Annotated in this window: 18 protein-coding genes; 1 reads left to right on the forward strand and 17 read right to left on the reverse strand. The window is 34.0% G+C overall.

Annotated elements, in window-relative coordinates; all coding sequences use genetic code 11:
- Positions 1-15 precede the first annotated feature (15 nt).
- From NQ558_RS12740 to NQ558_RS12775, 8 genes are all read right to left on the reverse strand, one after another.
- Positions 16-1,146 carry a PP-loop family protein gene (locus NQ558_RS12740; RefSeq protein WP_005362156.1) on the reverse strand — a complete coding sequence of 377 codons (1,131 nt, stop codon included), beginning with the start codon at positions 1,144-1,146 and terminating at the stop codon, positions 16-18.
- Positions 1,147-1,203: 57 nt separating this feature from the next.
- Positions 1,204-1,965 carry a tRNA threonylcarbamoyladenosine dehydratase gene (locus NQ558_RS12745; protein WP_040446928.1) on the reverse strand — a complete coding sequence of 254 codons (762 nt, stop codon included), beginning with the start codon at positions 1,963-1,965 and terminating at the stop codon, positions 1,204-1,206.
- A 481-nt stretch (positions 1,966-2,446) separates the two neighbouring features.
- Complete coding sequence (gene rpsI / locus NQ558_RS12750) at positions 2,447-2,842, reverse strand: 30S ribosomal protein S9 (RefSeq protein WP_005362161.1); 396 nt, start codon at positions 2,840-2,842, stop codon at positions 2,447-2,449.
- Positions 2,843-2,865: 23 nt separating this feature from the next.
- Complete coding sequence (rplM, locus tag NQ558_RS12755) at positions 2,866-3,294, reverse strand: 50S ribosomal protein L13 (RefSeq protein WP_005362163.1); 429 nt, start codon at positions 3,292-3,294, stop codon at positions 2,866-2,868.
- A gap of 290 nt (positions 3,295-3,584) precedes the next feature.
- Positions 3,585-4,325 carry a tRNA pseudouridine(38-40) synthase TruA gene (gene truA, locus NQ558_RS12760; protein WP_005362164.1) on the reverse strand — a complete coding sequence of 247 codons (741 nt, stop codon included), beginning with the start codon at positions 4,323-4,325 and terminating at the stop codon, positions 3,585-3,587.
- Positions 4,326-4,345: 20 nt separating this feature from the next.
- Entirely contained in the window at positions 4,346-5,179 is an 834-nt protein-coding gene (locus NQ558_RS12765; protein WP_005362166.1) for an energy-coupling factor transporter transmembrane component T family protein, read from the reverse strand.
- A gap of 1 nt (position 5,180) precedes the next feature.
- Positions 5,181-6,029: an energy-coupling factor transporter ATPase gene (locus tag NQ558_RS12770; RefSeq protein ID WP_005362168.1), complete on the reverse strand. Its 849-nt coding sequence runs from the start codon at positions 6,027-6,029 to the stop codon at positions 5,181-5,183.
- A 5-nt stretch (positions 6,030-6,034) separates the two neighbouring features.
- Complete coding sequence (locus NQ558_RS12775) at positions 6,035-6,874, reverse strand: energy-coupling factor transporter ATPase (RefSeq protein WP_040446909.1); 840 nt, start codon at positions 6,872-6,874, stop codon at positions 6,035-6,037.
- Between the two features lie 181 nt (positions 6,875-7,055).
- On the opposite strand from NQ558_RS12775, the gene NQ558_RS12780 reads away from it, so the two are divergent.
- Positions 7,056-8,945 carry an LTA synthase family protein gene (locus NQ558_RS12780; RefSeq protein WP_040446910.1) on the forward strand — a complete coding sequence of 630 codons (1,890 nt, stop codon included), beginning with the start codon at positions 7,056-7,058 and terminating at the stop codon, positions 8,943-8,945.
- A gap of 193 nt (positions 8,946-9,138) precedes the next feature.
- Here NQ558_RS12780 and NQ558_RS12785 read toward each other — a convergent pair whose 3' ends face one another.
- The 9 genes from NQ558_RS12785 to map all read right to left on the reverse strand — a co-directional run bounded on the left by NQ558_RS12785 (position 9,139) and on the right by map (position 15,663).
- On the reverse strand, positions 9,139-10,617 hold the full coding sequence (locus NQ558_RS12785; RefSeq protein ID WP_005362175.1) for a glycosyltransferase family 2 protein: 1,479 nt from the start codon (positions 10,615-10,617) through the stop codon (positions 9,139-9,141).
- 238 nt (positions 10,618-10,855) lie between these two features.
- The gene (locus tag NQ558_RS12790; protein ID WP_040446911.1) at positions 10,856-11,380 is read right to left on the reverse strand and encodes a bL17 family ribosomal protein; all 525 of its coding nucleotides are present in this window, start codon (positions 11,378-11,380) and stop codon (positions 10,856-10,858) included.
- A 104-nt stretch (positions 11,381-11,484) separates the two neighbouring features.
- Positions 11,485-12,444, reverse strand: a complete 960-nt coding sequence (locus tag NQ558_RS12795; protein WP_117900316.1) for a DNA-directed RNA polymerase subunit alpha — start codon at positions 12,442-12,444, stop codon at positions 11,485-11,487.
- A 68-nt stretch (positions 12,445-12,512) separates the two neighbouring features.
- Positions 12,513-13,106 (reverse strand): 30S ribosomal protein S4, encoded by a 594-nt coding sequence (gene rpsD / locus NQ558_RS12800; RefSeq protein ID WP_005362184.1) that lies wholly within the window; start codon positions 13,104-13,106, stop codon positions 12,513-12,515.
- Between the two features lie 19 nt (positions 13,107-13,125).
- The gene (gene rpsK / locus NQ558_RS12805; protein ID WP_005362186.1) at positions 13,126-13,521 is read right to left on the reverse strand and encodes a 30S ribosomal protein S11; all 396 of its coding nucleotides are present in this window, start codon (positions 13,519-13,521) and stop codon (positions 13,126-13,128) included.
- Between the two features lie 31 nt (positions 13,522-13,552).
- Complete coding sequence (gene rpsM / locus NQ558_RS12810; protein WP_040446912.1) at positions 13,553-13,921, reverse strand: 30S ribosomal protein S13; 369 nt, start codon at positions 13,919-13,921, stop codon at positions 13,553-13,555.
- A 358-nt stretch (positions 13,922-14,279) separates the two neighbouring features.
- Positions 14,280-14,393 carry a 50S ribosomal protein L36 gene (gene rpmJ / locus NQ558_RS12815; RefSeq protein WP_040446913.1) on the reverse strand — a complete coding sequence of 38 codons (114 nt, stop codon included), beginning with the start codon at positions 14,391-14,393 and terminating at the stop codon, positions 14,280-14,282.
- A gap of 272 nt (positions 14,394-14,665) precedes the next feature.
- Positions 14,666-14,884 carry a translation initiation factor IF-1 gene (gene infA / locus NQ558_RS12820; protein WP_005362190.1) on the reverse strand — a complete coding sequence of 73 codons (219 nt, stop codon included), beginning with the start codon at positions 14,882-14,884 and terminating at the stop codon, positions 14,666-14,668.
- Positions 14,885-14,913: 29 nt separating this feature from the next.
- Positions 14,914-15,663, reverse strand: a complete 750-nt coding sequence (gene map / locus NQ558_RS12825) for a type I methionyl aminopeptidase (protein ID WP_005362192.1) — start codon at positions 15,661-15,663, stop codon at positions 14,914-14,916.
- Between the last annotated feature and the right edge of the window lies 1 nt (position 15,664).

A 15,664-nucleotide genomic window follows, 5' to 3' on the forward strand; every position in this document is an offset into this window, starting at 1 on the left:
TAATTTTAATCTTTTTTATTTTTCATCATATGTTTCAAGAAAATGATGTTTAACGCCATCTTTCTTATAAGCAACTACTGTATTTAAGTTTACATTTTCTATGCTCTTAAATATGTTGCCTTCCACATATGGATTAACCTTTTTAAGTTCTCTTATAAGGTCTTTTATTTCCATTCTCTTTGAACGGTTTTCGTTATTGTTGCAAGTTGTGCATGTGTCTGTGAACTTGCAGGCGCACTGGATGAAGTGAAGGTCGTTGTAATCTCTCCAAGCCTTTATGTCGTCCTCTCTTACAAGATATAAAGGTCTTATAAGCTCCATTCCTTCAAAGTTTGTGCTGTGAAGTTTAGGCATCATTGTCTGAACCTGTGCTCCGTAAAGCATTCCCATTAATATAGTTTCGATTACATCATCATAGTGATGTCCTAAGGCTATTTTGTTACAACCCATTTCTTTGGCAAAACTATATAAATGACCTCTTCTCATTCTTGCACAAAGGTAGCAAGGTGACTTTTCAACATTAAATACTGATTCAAAAATATCTGATTCATATATTGTAATTGGAATATTTAATCTTCTTGCATTTTCTTCTATAACCTGTCTGTTGGCAGGGCTGTATCCCGGGTCCATTACAAGGAATTTAACCTGAAAATCAAACTTGTTGTGAAGCTTTAATTCCTGAAAAAGTTTTGCCATAAGCATTGAGTCTTTTCCACCTGAAATGCATACTGCAATACAGTCTCCTTCTTTTACAAGTTCATATTCATTAATTGCCTTAGTAAATTTGCTCCAGATTTTCTTCTTAAACTTCTTTCTTATACTCTGCTCAACATTCTTGGCAAAATCATCTGCTTCCCTATTTTTCATATCTTCAAGAAGCCAGCCGATATAGCCACCTTCAAGGCTGACTGCATCTAAGCCTTTTGCTTTTAAATCATCTGCTATGTCTATGCTGTTTTTTCCTCTGGCACAGACTATAACAAGTTTCTTTGAATAATCAATCTTGTCATTGTTTTCAATTTCGTCAACTGAAACCTGAATTGCTCCAGGCATTACCCCATGGGCAATTTCTGCATCACTTCTAATATCTATAAGTTCATATGTTTCTTTATCTAATTTATTTAATTCTTTAACTGAAATGCTCATTTTTTCTTACACTCCGTTTTTTTTAAATTCCCTAACTTTTTAATATATAACCTTTTTCTATTTCTGCTTAGCTGCCAAATCTTTAACAACTTCTCCGCCAATTATAAGTCCAACTATTGATGGCACAAAAGCTACACTACCCGGAATATCTCTTCTTTCCGTACATTTGTGGGTCGCTCCCGGTGGACATATGCAGTGATTTTTACAGCTACTTGACATATCTTCAATTGGTCTTGTTGGCTGTTCCTCAGAATATACTACTTTTAATTTTTTAATGCCTCTCTTCTTTAATTCACGTCTCATTACTTTTGCAAGAGGACAAACTTTAGTCTTGTAAATATCCGCAACCTTAAACTGGCTTCCATCAAGCTTGTTACCTGCGCCCATGCTACTTATAATTGGAATGTTCTTTTCCTGAGCTTTCATTACAAGTGCTATCTTGGCAGTTACAGTGTCTACTGCGTCTACAATGTAATCATATTCATCCCATGGGAAATCATCAGCGTTTTCAGGTAAGAAAAAGCACTCGTGGATTCTAACATCCGCATTAGGATTAATGTCTAAAATTCTATCTTTCATAACCTGTGTCTTATATTTTCCAACAGTACTCCTTGTTGCAATAATCTGTCTGTTTAAATTAGTAAGACAAACCTTGTCATCGTCTATTAAATCAAAGGCTTCAACGCCACTTCTTACAAGTGCTTCACAAACATATCCGCCTACGCCGCCTATGCCGAAAATGGCTACTCTTGACTTTGATAACTTTTCCATTGCTTCCTTTCCTAAAAGAAGCTCTGTTCTTGAAAACTGATTTAGCATATTCTTATATTTCTCCTTAACACTTAAATGGCGGATGCACTGCATCCGCCTTGTTTTCCTAGTAATTCAATGGGTTTAATTATATAGTATTTAATTTACTTTGTCAATTGCTCCAAAAGAAAAGACTACACCATTTCTGAGATATATTTTACGCTACCTGCACTCTTCCTTGAGAGCTTAGTTTTAAGCTTAAATGTATCTCCAACTTTCATTACAGTAGGCTTTTGCAGTTATCCTTATCGACTATCACCACTTTATATCTGCGATGGCTTTTAAGTTCGAATCCGCTTCGCTTCTTCTCACTCATCAAAGCCATCCTATGATGGACTCACTGACGTTATCTGCGAACGCAAGGTAATTCGCAGACGCTTCGCGTCTTGCTCATCATCCTTGCGTTCCTATGACCAAAAAAGACATAAAAAAAGCCCATGAATGCAAGCATTCTGGGCTTTTGATATCTTTTTTGTTCGCAGATAACTGCTTATCTCTTTGAAAACTGTGGTGCTCTACGAGCTGCTTTAAGACCTGGTTTCTTTCTTTCTTTCATTCTTGAATCTCTTGTTAAGAATCCAGCTTTCTTAAGAATTGGTCTGTAAGCATCTGAATCTACCTGAAGTAATGCTCTTGAGATACCGTGTCTGATTGCACCAGCCTGTCCTGTGTATCCACCACCATGTACTGTGATGATTACATCAAACTTATCAACAGCATCGATTGCTGCTAATGGCTGACGTACGATAACCTTTAATGTTTCTAATCCGAAGTATTCATCAATACTTCTCTTATTAATTGTTATATTTCCTTTACCAGGCATTACATATACTCTTGCAATGCTGCTTTTTCTTCTACCTGTTCCATAATACTTTTCTGTAGCCATTGTTATTTCCTCCTCTCAGTTAACTAAAATGTTAATTCTTCTGGTTTCTGAGCTGCGTGTGGATGCTCTGGTCCAGCATAAACAAAAAGTTTCTTAATCATTGCTCTTCCTAAAGGTCCCTTTGGAAGCATGCCTTTAACTGCAAGTTCAATAACACTTTCAGGCTTCTTATCAAGCTTTTCTTTTAATGTCATTTCCTTCATACCACCAACGTAGTCTGAGTGACGATAGTAAATCTTCTGTTCTAATTTCTTACCTGTTACTGTGATTTTATCTGCGTTTGTAATAATTACATAGTCACCTGTGTCGATATGAGGTGTGAACTGTGGTTTGTTCTTTCCTCTTAAAATCTTAGCAACTTCTGATGACAAACGACCTAATGTATATCCTGTAGCGTCAACTACATACCATTTTCTTTCAATATCTGATGGACTAGCCATATATGTTTTCATTGGTTTACCTCCTGAAATTTTGCTTTTCTAAAAAAATTTATGTGTTAAATGTCCGTACCGGGGCTTTGGCTAGGGCATAAAACTATCGTGCATACCTTGTCACAATAAATGATTATACGGTATTTAATATTTGCTGTCAAGAGTCTTTTTTCGTTTATTTAAGCTTTCTTTATATCCATTTATTAAAGCTTTTATAAAAGTTCTTTATTTACGCTTTATTATCATTTATGAACAATTATATATAGCTTACTCACTATACTTTATTGTCATCTATGAATATTTTGTACATCTTATTCACTATACTCTATTCCAACTAGTGTAAGACCGCACGCCGGAGCTTTAGGGCCTGCAACATATCTGTCTTTTGCCTCTATTATTTCCTTTACATGTTCCGGCGGATAAACTCCAAGTCCTACCTTTATTAATGTACCAACGATTATTCTTACCATATTATATAAGAAACCATTTCCTGTAATTCTGATTGATATTACATCATCTCTTTTGTTTACACTAAGAGAATATACAGTTCTTACAGTACTATCTACCTGACTTCCTGCTGAGCAAAAGCTGGCAAAGTCGTGTTCTCCAACTATGTACTCTGCTGCCTCTTTCATTTTCTGCTCATCCAAAGGCATATACATAAAATGTGTGTAAAACCTTTGCAATGGATCAGGAAACCTTCTATTTAAAATCTTATATTCATATGTTTTTGTGCTATCTCTGTATCGTGGATGCCAATCAAGTGGGACTTCATCTGATTTTTGGATTCTAATATCGTTAGGCAATCTTTGATTAAGTGCAAAAGATATTTTTTCTGCAGGAATCCTTGTTTCCGTATCAAAAACAGCTACATTTCCCATTGCATGTACCCCTGAATCAGTACGGCTTGCACCTATAACTGCAATTTCTTCATTTAATAAATCTTTTAATGCTTTATTAAGAACTTCTTCAACAGTTATTCCGTTAATCTGCACTTGCCAACCGCAGTAATTGGTTCCATCATAAGCAATTATTAACCTTACTCTCTTCATTTGCGTTCCTTTATTGACATTTATTCAACTAATATTAACATATTTATGGTTGTAATGTTATTAACCATAAAATTAGTACCTAAAATTATTGCTATAATCAAAAAACATACAACATATGCATATGCATCATGTCTATTATAGCTTAAAGGTTTCATTTTTGTTCTTTCACCGCCGTGATAACATCTTGCTTCCATTGCAGTTGCCAAATCAGCAGCTCTTCTAATTGAAGATACAAAAAGCGGTATTAATATAGGTATTAAGCTTTTCGCCCTCTGCAATATATTTCCTGTATCAAAACTGGCACCTCTTGCCTTTTGTGCCTTAGTTATCTTGTCTGTTTCTTCCATTAAAGTAGGAATAAATCTTAATGCCAAAGACATTACCATAGCTATTTCATGTACAGGAAATTTGATTACGTTCAAAATCCCAAATGATTTTTCAAGACCGTCCGCTAAATCGTTAGGTGTTGTTGTTAGTGTCATAACTGATGTTCCAACTACTAATAGCACAAGTCTTATCGCCATATAAACACCTTTTATAATTCCCTGTTTTGTTATTGTAAAAATAAGAAAATGGACAATCACATCTCCCGGCGTAAGAAAAATATTAAAAACTACACTTAACAGCATAATAAAAATAATCCCTCTTATGCCTTTCATCATCTTCTTAAAAGGTACCTTTGACATCTTTATTACTATTCCCAGAAATAACGTAATCAGTCCATAACCTATTACATTGTTAATCATAAAAACCATTACTACAAAAACTAACGTTCCAAAAAGTTTAACTCTTGGGTCCAGTTTATGTATTACTGAATCTTCCGGATAATATTGTCCAATTGTTATATCTACCATTTTATCTTCCTAAACTTTTCAATATACTTTCCTTTGCTTCTTCCAGATTAATAATATTTTCATCAACATCAAGTCCATCCTCCTTAAGCTGATGCATAATATATGTTATCTGAGGAGCCGCAAGACCTATTTGTTCTAACTTTTTATAATGTTTAAAAACATTATGTGGGGCATCATCATACATAACCTGCCCCTTATTCATTACAATAATTCTTTCGGCGTAGTTAGCTACATCCTCCATACTATGAGAAACAAGGACTATTCCTATTCCTTTTTTTTCTCTAAGCTCTTTTAGACGATTTAATATTTTATCCCTACCTGCCGGATCAAGACCTGCTGTTGGTTCGTCTAAAATAAGTATTTCCGGATTCATTGCAAGAACTCCCGCTATTGCCACTCGTCTCTTCTGACCACCTGACAGTTCAAAAGGAGTTTTCTCATACAATTCTTCTCGTACACCAACAAGCTGTAAGGCTTCTTTTGCCTTTTCTATTGCCTGTTCCTTTGTGCAGCCCTGATTAAGCGGTCCAAAACAAACATCTTTTATAACTGATTCCTCAAATAACTGATGTTCAGGATACTGAAATACAAGTCCTACCTTACATCTTAAACCTCTTATGTCAAAGCCCTTATCTGCAATGTTTTTTCCATCATAATAAACATTTCCCGATGTTGCTTTCTCTAAACCGTTAAAATGCTGTATTAATGTAGACTTGCCTGATCCTGTGTGACCGATAATAGCTACAAACTCTCCTTTATTAATTTCTAAATTAACATTGTTTAATGCTTTTGTTTCAGAACTTGTTCCGGCTCCATAAACAAAACTTACATCTTCTAATTTTAATGACATATTCCTTACCTGTTTTCGTTTATTTGCATCATTAATTCTTCCACTGTCAAAATTCCGTCTTCTATATTAAGACCACTCTTTTTAAGCATATAAGCCAATTCTGTAACCTGTGGTACTTCAAGGCCAAGACTTTTAAGCTTTTCAACATGTGAAAAAACTTCCTTTGGATTACCCTGCATAACAAGTTTTCCCTTGTCCATAACAAAAACCCTGTCCGCCTTAATTGCCTCATTCATATGATGAGTTATAAGAATAATTGTTATCCCCTTTTCTTCATTAAGACTGTGAAGTGTGTCTATTACCTCATTTCTTCCAACAGGATCAAGCATTGCCGTAGGCTCATCCAAAACAATACATTTAGGTTCCATTGCTATAATTCCTGCAATTGCCACTCTCTGCTTCTGTCCACCTGACAGTTTAAGTGGTGACTTATGTCTGAACCTTGTCATATTTACACTTCCAAGAGCTCTTTCAACTCTTTTCCATATTTCAGCAGTAGGCACCTGCATGTTTTCAGGTCCAAAAGCCACATCCTCTTCAACCATAGTTGCCACAATCTGGTTGTCAGGATTTTGGAATACCATTCCTGCTGTCTGTCTGATGTCTAAAACTCTTTCCTCATTAGTTGTCTCTATGCCGTCAATCCATACTGAACCTTCTGTTGGCATAAGCAACGCATTAATGTGTTTTGCCAATGATGATTTACCTGAACCGTTATGTCCCAATATGGTTATAAACTGTCCTGCCTCAACATCAAAACTTACATTATCAATTGCCCTAAACTTTGAGTCTTCTTCTTCATCAATGTAATCATGAATTAAATTTTTTATTTTTAAAATTCCCAAGATTTTTCTCCTGTTTTTATTTTAAAATCCATTACTTTATCTTAACTCATTCATTGTATTGTATTTGCGTAAATTTTGCAACTTTAATATATTAGTCTGTTTTTGTTTATATTATTATTATTTACTGTATTTCTTGAACTTAAAATACTTTTATGCTATTTTATTTGAGGAGGTAAATAAAGTGAATACGAAAAAGAATAAATTAATAAATATACTAAAAAAAGCCGGACTTTATATTTCTAATCACCGTCAGTATATTTATCCGGTCATTCCATTTTTTCTTATGGATTTAATTACCCGATTATGGGCATACAAAGTCGACTATTACCCTGCATATTATCCGGTGCCAAACTTATTCACCATATTGTGGATAGTGCTTTTTATGGGAATAATCACTTCTTTAAAAGGAAAGGGTTCAAAAATAGCCTATTGGATATTTTTTATAATAAGTTTTGCCCTGCTCCTTACTAATTGCATTTACTATTCAATGACATCACTTGTTTTCGGTTTTAACTTATTGGAATTGAGGGACGAGGGAAGTTCTTATATTTTGGACACAATCCTTAATACCAACCCTTTGATATATGTATTTGCAATAGCATTAATTGTAATCGGAATTATTACAGGGAAAAAATTACCTGTTAATGACAAATGTAAGCCTAAACGCTTTCTTAAAGTTTTTGTATTTTTCCTTGTTTTACACACTCTCACACCTTTCCTGTTGGGACATGCAAACAACAACCTAAAATGGAACAATTTTAAGAACGCAAGAAATATTTATAACAACTTTAGTGATTGTAACAAGAGCTTGAAGATTTCTGGTTTATATGAATACAGTGTTAGAAACTTTTACTTCACTTTCTTAAAACCGGAAGAAGAAATAAGTGATGAAGACCAGAAGTTCCTTGATAGTATTTATAAAGCAGATGATACTAAAGAAGAAAATGCTTATACAGGCAAGTTTAAAGGCAAAAATCTTATTTTCCTTCAATTAGAAGGAATGGATACATGGATGCTTACAAAGAAGACTACACCTAACTTATATAATCTTAGAAAACATTCAATTGATTTTTCTAATCATTATTCAATTTATACAGGTGGCGGTTCAACATTTAATTCAGAGTTTGCAGTTAATACAGGTTTTACAACTCCTATTTCATACATAGAAAATGTTTACTCTTTTAGCAAAAATACTTTTCCTTATACTATGGCAAGATTATTTAAGGAACAGAATTACAGCGTAAATGCTTTCCATATGAATAAAGGTGAATTTTATTCAAGAGATATTAACTACAAAAGCTGGGGCTATGATAATTATTACGGCTTACAGGATATTCAGAAGTACAATGATGAACGTTATGTTCTTGACAGAGAGTTGATTTTAAACAAAACTTTCTATAATAAGATTTTTAAACAGCAAGGCAACTTTGTTAACTATATTATAACTTACTCACCACACACTCCTTTCACTACTGAAAAGGAAGTTGGAAAAATTCTTGCTGAAGAAAAATATGGTAAGGGCAATGTTCCAAAATTATCTGAAGAAGATTGTGCGAAAATGGCTGCATCTGAAACCGACAATATGGTTGGTCTTCTTATTCAGGCACTTAAAGATAATGGCTTATATGACAACACTGTAATCGTTGCTTACGCTGACCATTACTTATACACACTTGATGATAAATCAATACTTGATAAATATAAAGAAACTTCAAACAACTTAATCAACCACACTCCTTTCTTTATTTGGAGCAGTGATTTAGGCCAGTTAACAAGTATTAGCAAAGTTAATATGCAGATGGATATTTTGCCTACTGTATTAAATCTTTTCGGTATTGACTACAACAGCAATAATTATATTGGTCATGATATTTTAAGCAATGATTTTAAAGGATATGCTTTCTTCTCCGATTACTCATGGTATGACGGAAAAGTATACGTTGAGAATCAGCAGATTACAAATGGCAAAAAAATGAGTACGAACAAGCTTGATTCAATGAACAATCTGATTTCTGATGTTATAAAAAAGAACGATTTGACGCTAAAATATGACTATTTCAAATCAAAATAGTTCTTTATAATAAATTTATTTAATAGACTTAATATTCAACTATTGATTTCTGTTAAATGATAACATAAAAAGAACCGATGGAACTTACAAATTCCAATCGGTTCTTTTTATGTTGATTATTTTGTTACTTCTTTTATTTCTAATAATCTCTTACGCAATAATTTTAGTCTTAGTTCTTTTACTAATAATAATTTTAATCCTGCGATATATCGTCAATTGTGATTTCACTTTTATGTGGAATAGGTTTCCATTCAACTTTCTTAAACAAAGCTACGTATTGAGTATATCTTCCGATAATATCAAATGTAGGCCATGTAAAGCAATACAAAATCTTCTTCCATATGCTTATCTTTGGCATACGCTTGTTTTCTATTATAAATAAATATACAGCTTCTAATGTTTTAAAGAAATACAACCCTATTCTATAGTAAATTCTAACCCATATTTCAATTAAAATGGTTAATACATAGGTTTCCGCTCCCGCAGGCAATGAAACCGTTATATCTCCGAAAATATGAGTGATTGCATGAGCAAGCCATGTGCTGTTATAAAGTATTCTTATATTATCAAGTCCAAACTGAGAACAGAAGAACGGATAAAGTATAAGATATACAATAATCCATCTGAATATATTAATAATATTCTTAGGCAATAACTGGGCAAATGTATCAAAAGACATAAATCTGTGTCTAATTGTTCTCCAGGTATAGTTATACCATTTGTCATCATCATATCTCTGTGTATGAGTATCAATAAAGATATTCTTAAACAATCCCCATCCACTTTCGGCAAATGCCTGCAAATGACCTTTAGACCATCTTAAACGCTGTCTTAAAGCTACTTTCAAGCTTACCGGCTGTTCATCATAAAATATTGCTTCATCATTATATGAAATCTCATAGCCCTCAACAACACAGTCTGCTGTTAAAGCTCTATCTTCTGTTAATGAAGTATACTTCCATCCGTCTTTTACAATCTCACTGGCAAAAAGGAATCCTGTTCCCTGAATATTTGTTGCCAAATGTAAAAATGATCTTGCTCTATGTCTTGTTCGTATTGACCTTAACCAATGTAATGCATATGTTGATGCAATCCAGTTTTCACTGAAATTCTTTGTTGCTCTGTAAGAAGTTATAATCTTCTCACCTGCGTCAAAAGAATCATTCATTCTTGATATGTAATCTTTCTTTAAAAGATTATCTGAATCAAATATAAAATAGCCTTCAAAAGATGTAATGCCATAATCTCTCTGAATCTGCTCAAATAAGTATTTTAAGGCAAACCCTTTTGTCCTCTCATCAGGATTATGATGTTCATAACAAATGGCACCCTTCTCTCTTGCAATCTGTGCTGTGTTATCAGTACAATTGTCTGCCACGACAAATATAGTAATTAAGTCCTGTGGATAATCCTGCTTCTTTATACTATTAATAAGGTTTCCAATTACGGTTTCCTCATTACGTGCCGGTATTAATATTGCGTATTTATGATTATGTTCTGCTCTTTTAAACTTTCTTGTTACGAAAAGTCCTAAAACTTTATATGGTTTGTCCTGAATAACAAATAAGGCCATTAATGTGCCTATCATTCCTGAAATAGCCAATGCCGGTCCATATGCCCTACTCATAATGTCTGCAAGACTTCCAAACAAATTAACTGCTAATATATACATTCTTCAACCTCTCTTAAGTAAATACGTATTACACTATACTAAGTAAATTTACAAAATGCAAGCAAATTTTTTAAGATTACAGGATTGTAAAAGTTTAAAACCAGTCATAATCTGTGTAATCTTTTTTTAACATCTTAATCATTTTTCTCTTAACTAATCATTTTTTTCAAAAAGAAAGATAGGCAAACAATACTGTCTGCCTATCTGTATATAACATTGTTTATGATTATTTCATAAATTATACTAATTCAAGTAATACTTCCATAGCTGCATCACCTTTACGCTGGCCAATCTTAACGATTCTTGTGTAGCCACCCTTACGGTCTGCATACTTAGGAGCGATTTCATCGAATAACTTGTTTGTTAAGTCAACTTTCTTTGTGTCTTTCTTCTTTCCAGTATTCTCTGTTACTGTGTAAAGAACTTTGTTCATCTGACGTCTAGCGTGAAGACGTGAAGGCTGATCTTTCTTAATAGTTTTCTTAACTTCATCGAAAACTGTTACTTTCTTACCATCAACAACTTCTTTAACTCTCTTGCCATCTTTGTCTTTACGAGCAACCTTAGCTGTTACTTCAACTTCATCAAAATTGTCTTTTTCCTTAACTGCTAATGCAATAAGTCCTTCAGCAACTTTGCTAATTTCTTTAGCTCTAGCTTCTGTTGTGACAATCTTACCGTTATTTAAAAGACTTGTAACCTGACCTCTAATTAAAGCTTTTCTTTGACTTGAAGTTCTTCCAAGTTTTCTATAACCTGCCATTTTTTTACCTCCAATTTTCGTAACGCCCCCTACTATTAGTCGGCGGCATGTCATAAGTATTTATTAAGGATATTAAGTAACTATCCTTAACAAACTGACATTTATTAGTTTTCGTCGCTTGGTCTCAATCCAAGGCCGAGTTCTTTTAACTTAGCAAGTACTTCTTCTAATGACTTACGACCAAGGTTTCTTACCTTCATCATATCTTCTGAAGTCTTATTTACTAATTCCTCAACTGTATTGATACCTGCTCTCTTCAAACAATTGTATGAACGAACTGATAACTCTAATTCATCTATGTTCATCTCTAACACTTTATCAATTTCATCATCAACTGGTTCTGCAATTACTTCAATATCCTTTGAAGTTTCAGACAAATCGATGAATAACTTTAAGTGTTCGCAAAGAACTTTTGACGCTAAGCTTACGGCTTCATCAGTATCTAATGTACCATTTGTGTAAACGTCTAATGTAAGTTTATCAAAGTCTGTAACCTGACCAACACGAGTGTTCTGTACTGACATATTAACTCTTTCTACTGGAGTGTAGATTGAATCAACTGCAATAACACCGATTGGTAAGCTATCATTCTTGTTCTTTTCTGAACTTACATAACCTCTACCCTTAGTAATGATTAATTCCATACTAAGCTTGCTATCTGCCCCACCATTAAGTGTTGCGATAACTAAGTCCGGATTTAAAATCTCGATATCAGAATCAACCTGGATATCTGCAGCAGTTACTACGCAGTCTCCTGTTACATCAATATGTGCAACCTTAGGTTCATCTGTTGTACTATTGTTCTTGATTTCAAGCTGTTTGATGTTTAATACAATCTCTGTAACATCTTCTTTTACACCAGGTACTGAGCTAAATTCATGGAGAACTCCATCAATCTTAATCTGGCTTACAGCAGATCCCGGTAATGATGAAAGCATAATTCTTCTTAAAGCATTACCAAGTGTTGTACCATAACCTCTTTCAAGTGGTTCTACTACAAACTTACCGTATCTTCCATCGTCTGACTTTTCTACTAAAATATTGGGTTTTTCAAAATCGAACACTAATTAGCCCCTCCTTTATTGGGAATTGCTTAAACCTATTGTAAAATAATATAAATAAATAATAAATCTTATTTAGAATATAATTCGACAATAAGCATTTCATCTACAGGTACATCAATTTCATCTCTCTTAGGGAGTTCTTTGATTTCACCTTTAAGATTTTCCTGGTCTACTTCAACCCATGCTGGGACTGTTCTTCCACCAGTAACTTCGATGATATCTTTGTATCTCTGAGAACCTTTGCATTTCTCTTTGATTTCGATAACATCACCAACTTTGATTAAATAAGAAGGAATGTTAACCTGCTTACCATTTACTAAAACATGCTTATGATCAACTATCTGTCTAGCTTCTTTTCTTGTTCTTGCAAATCCCATACGGAAAATAACATTGTCAAGTCTAGTTTCTAATATAATCATAAGATTTTCACCTGTCATACCAGGTTTCTTCTGTGCTTTCTGATAATAATTTCTGAAAGGCTTTTCTAACACGCCATAAATGAATTTAGCCTTCTGCTTTTCTCTTAACTGAAGTCCGTATTCACTCATTTTTCTGCTAGATCTGTTTAAATTTCTATTTGATTTCTTATCTATTCCTAAATAAATTGGATCTAAACCAAGTGATCTACATCTTTTAAGAACAGGAACTCTATTTACTGCCATTTAATTATTCCCTCCTAAATTAGACTCTTCTACGCTTTGGTGGGCGACATCCATTATGTGGAACTGGTGTTACATCCTTAATGCTTGTAACTTCAAGACCGCATGTAGCAAGCGCACGAATAGCTGCTTCTCTACCTGATCCTGGACCCTTAACCATAACATCTACTGTTTTTAAACCGTGTACTAAAGCTGCTTTAGTTGCAGTTTCTGCTGCCATCTGAGCTGCATAAGGAGTAGATTTCTTTGAACCTCTAAATCCCAGACCGCCAGCACTTGCCCATGATAAAGCATTTCCTTCTGCATCTGTTAATGTAACAATTGTATTGTTAAATGATGCCTGAATATGTGCCTGTCCGTGTTCAACGTTTTTCTTAACACGCTTTTTTGTCACTTTCTTTGTAACTTTCTTAGCCATTTTCTAAACTAACCTCCCTTATGGGTTTCTACTATTTTTTCTTGTTTGCTACAGTTCTCTTAGGACCTTTTCTTGTTCTGGCATTGTTCTTTGTATTCTGACCACGAACTGGAAGTCCTCTTCTATGACGGATACCTCTGTAGCATCCAATTTCCTGTAATCTCTTAATGTTTAATGCGATTTCTCTTCTTAAATCACCTTCAACTGTCTGACTTGCATCGATAACATCGCTAATCTTTTTAACTTCATCATCTGTCAAATCCTTACAACGTGTGTCTGGATTAACACCAGCTTCAGTTAAAATTCTCTTTGAGCTTGTAAGACCGATACCATAAATATAAGTCAAGCCAATTTCAACTCTCTTTTCTCTTGGTAAATCAACACCTGAAATACGAGCCATGTGTATAACCTCCATTAGTTAATTTGCATGAATATATAAATTACGTAGCCCGTGTTACCACGTCTGAAATGTTGTACGCACCCATATTATCCATATACTTTATTAGTTTCTGTACGAAGTATAATTTCTTCGTCATCCGGCATAATAAGATAACTACTTGACTTCTTATCTCATAACTATGCCCAATTGGCCAACCTGTTTCAGCAATATATAAGTGGTTGGCAAGTAGGTTTTCCCTACATATTTGATAGTAACTTTTTCGTTACTGCAGCCGCATCTTCATAAAGTTATGACTATGCATAACTATAGACGCACAAACAAGTGAACAATCTCTAATCATTCACTTTCAATCCAATCATTATCCCTGACGCTGTTTGTGCTTTGGATTTTCACAGATAACTCTGACAATCCCTTTTCTTTTAATGACTTTGCATTTTTCGCAAATTGGTTTAACTGATGATCTAACTTTCACAGTATCTTCTCCTTTCACAAAAAAGTCCAGGTAATATAATATCATATAAAAACTAATATTACAACATTTTTTTAAAATTTTTTTAAATTTATTTTTTATCCCATAAAATATGGGTTCGTGAGCGTTTTGTTCACAACTTTTAATAAACAACGCCACTTCGATTCCGTGCTTCGCACTTCATCTCAGTGCGCTTACGCGCAACATATGTGAAAAGTTAAATCGAAAATCTCATGCAAGCATGGATTTTCGATTTATCTTTTCACATGCGTTGTTTATTTATCACGCCAGATGATTCTTCCTTTTGAAAGATCGTATGGTGACATTTCAATTGTTACTTTGTCACCAGGAAGAATCTTAATATAGTTCATTCTTAACTTTCCGCTAATGTGAGCAAGTACTATGTGTCCGTTTTCTAATTCTACACGGAACATAGCGTTAGGAAGTTTTTCTACAACTGTTCCTTCTATTTCAATTACATCTGCTTTTGACATTTTTTATCCTCCATTTTTTAATCAGTTTTTTATAATGATAAAATTTCAGGTTCACCCTTTGTAATAAGGATTGTATTTTCATAATGTGCTGAAAGTGAACCATCATCTGTAACTACTGTCCAGTCATCATCTGTCCACGCAACATCAGGTCTGCCAATATTAATCATTGGTTCTATTGCCAATGTCATTCCTGCTTGAAGCTTCATACCTTTTCTCTTTTGTCTAAAGTTAGGTATCTGTGGATCTTCATGCATTTCTGTTCCTATACCGTGTCCAACTAAATCTCTTACAACACCATATCCAAACTTTTCAGCATAGTCACCAATTGCTGCTGAAATGTCATATAAATGATTTCCTTCTTTTGCAAATTTGATTCCTTCAAAAAAGCTCTGTTTTGTAACATCTATAAGTTGCTGTGCTTCTTTACTTATTTCTCCAATAGCAATCGTTCTTGCTGCATCAGACTGATATCCTTTATAAATAACACCTGTATCCAAACTTACTATATCACCATCTCTAACGATTTTGTCTTTGCTTGGTAAGCCATGAACTACTTCATCGTTAATTGATATACAAACTGATCCGGGATATCCTTCATATCCTAAAAATGAAGGGATACATCCATATCCTCTGATTATCTCTTCGCAAATCTTATCTATCTGATAAGATGTCATTCCGGCTTTTACTTCCTGTGCAAGTTCTTCGTGAACTTTCGCAAGAATTTTTCCGGCTTCTCTCATTAATTGAATTTCTCTTTCTGACTTAATTGTAACTGCCATA

Origin of the sequence: Eubacterium ventriosum (genome assembly GCF_025150745.1) — a bacterium.
GTDB classification, from domain to species: domain Bacteria; phylum Bacillota; class Clostridia; order Lachnospirales; family Lachnospiraceae; genus Eubacterium_G; species Eubacterium_G ventriosum.

Coding starts and splice junctions, on each gene's coding strand:
- NQ558_RS12740 (WP_005362156.1), bottom strand. CDS start 1,146: ATGAGCATTTCAGTTAAAGAATTAAATAAATTAGATAAAGAAACATAT.
- NQ558_RS12745 (WP_040446928.1), bottom strand. CDS start 1,965: ATGCTAAATCAGTTTTCAAGAACAGAGCTTCTTTTAGGAAAGGAAGCA.
- rpsI (WP_005362161.1), bottom strand. CDS start 2,842: ATGGCTACAGAAAAGTATTATGGAACAGGTAGAAGAAAAAGCAGCATT.
- rplM (WP_005362163.1), bottom strand. CDS start 3,294: ATGAAAACATATATGGCTAGTCCATCAGATATTGAAAGAAAATGGTAT.
- truA (WP_005362164.1), bottom strand. CDS start 4,325: ATGAAGAGAGTAAGGTTAATAATTGCTTATGATGGAACCAATTACTGC.
- NQ558_RS12765 (WP_005362166.1), bottom strand. CDS start 5,179: ATGGTAGATATAACAATTGGACAATATTATCCGGAAGATTCAGTAATA.
- NQ558_RS12770 (WP_005362168.1), bottom strand. CDS start 6,029: ATGTCATTAAAATTAGAAGATGTAAGTTTTGTTTATGGAGCCGGAACA.
- NQ558_RS12785 (WP_005362175.1), bottom strand. CDS start 10,617: ATGTATATATTAGCAGTTAATTTGTTTGGAAGTCTTGCAGACATTATG.
- NQ558_RS12790 (WP_040446911.1), bottom strand. CDS start 11,380: ATGGCAGGTTATAGAAAACTTGGAAGAACTTCAAGTCAAAGAAAAGCT.
- rpsD (WP_005362184.1), bottom strand. CDS start 13,106: ATGGCAGTAAATAGAGTTCCTGTTCTTAAAAGATGTAGATCACTTGGT.
- rpsK (WP_005362186.1), bottom strand. CDS start 13,521: ATGGCTAAGAAAGTTACAAAGAAAGTGACAAAAAAGCGTGTTAAGAAA.
- rpsM (WP_040446912.1), bottom strand. CDS start 13,921: ATGGCTCGTATTTCAGGTGTTGATTTACCAAGAGAAAAGAGAGTTGAA.
- infA (WP_005362190.1), bottom strand. CDS start 14,884: ATGTCAAAAGCAGATGTAATTGAAATAGAAGGAACAGTTGTAGAAAAA.
- map (WP_005362192.1), bottom strand. CDS start 15,663: ATGGCAGTTACAATTAAGTCAGAAAGAGAAATTCAATTAATGAGAGAA.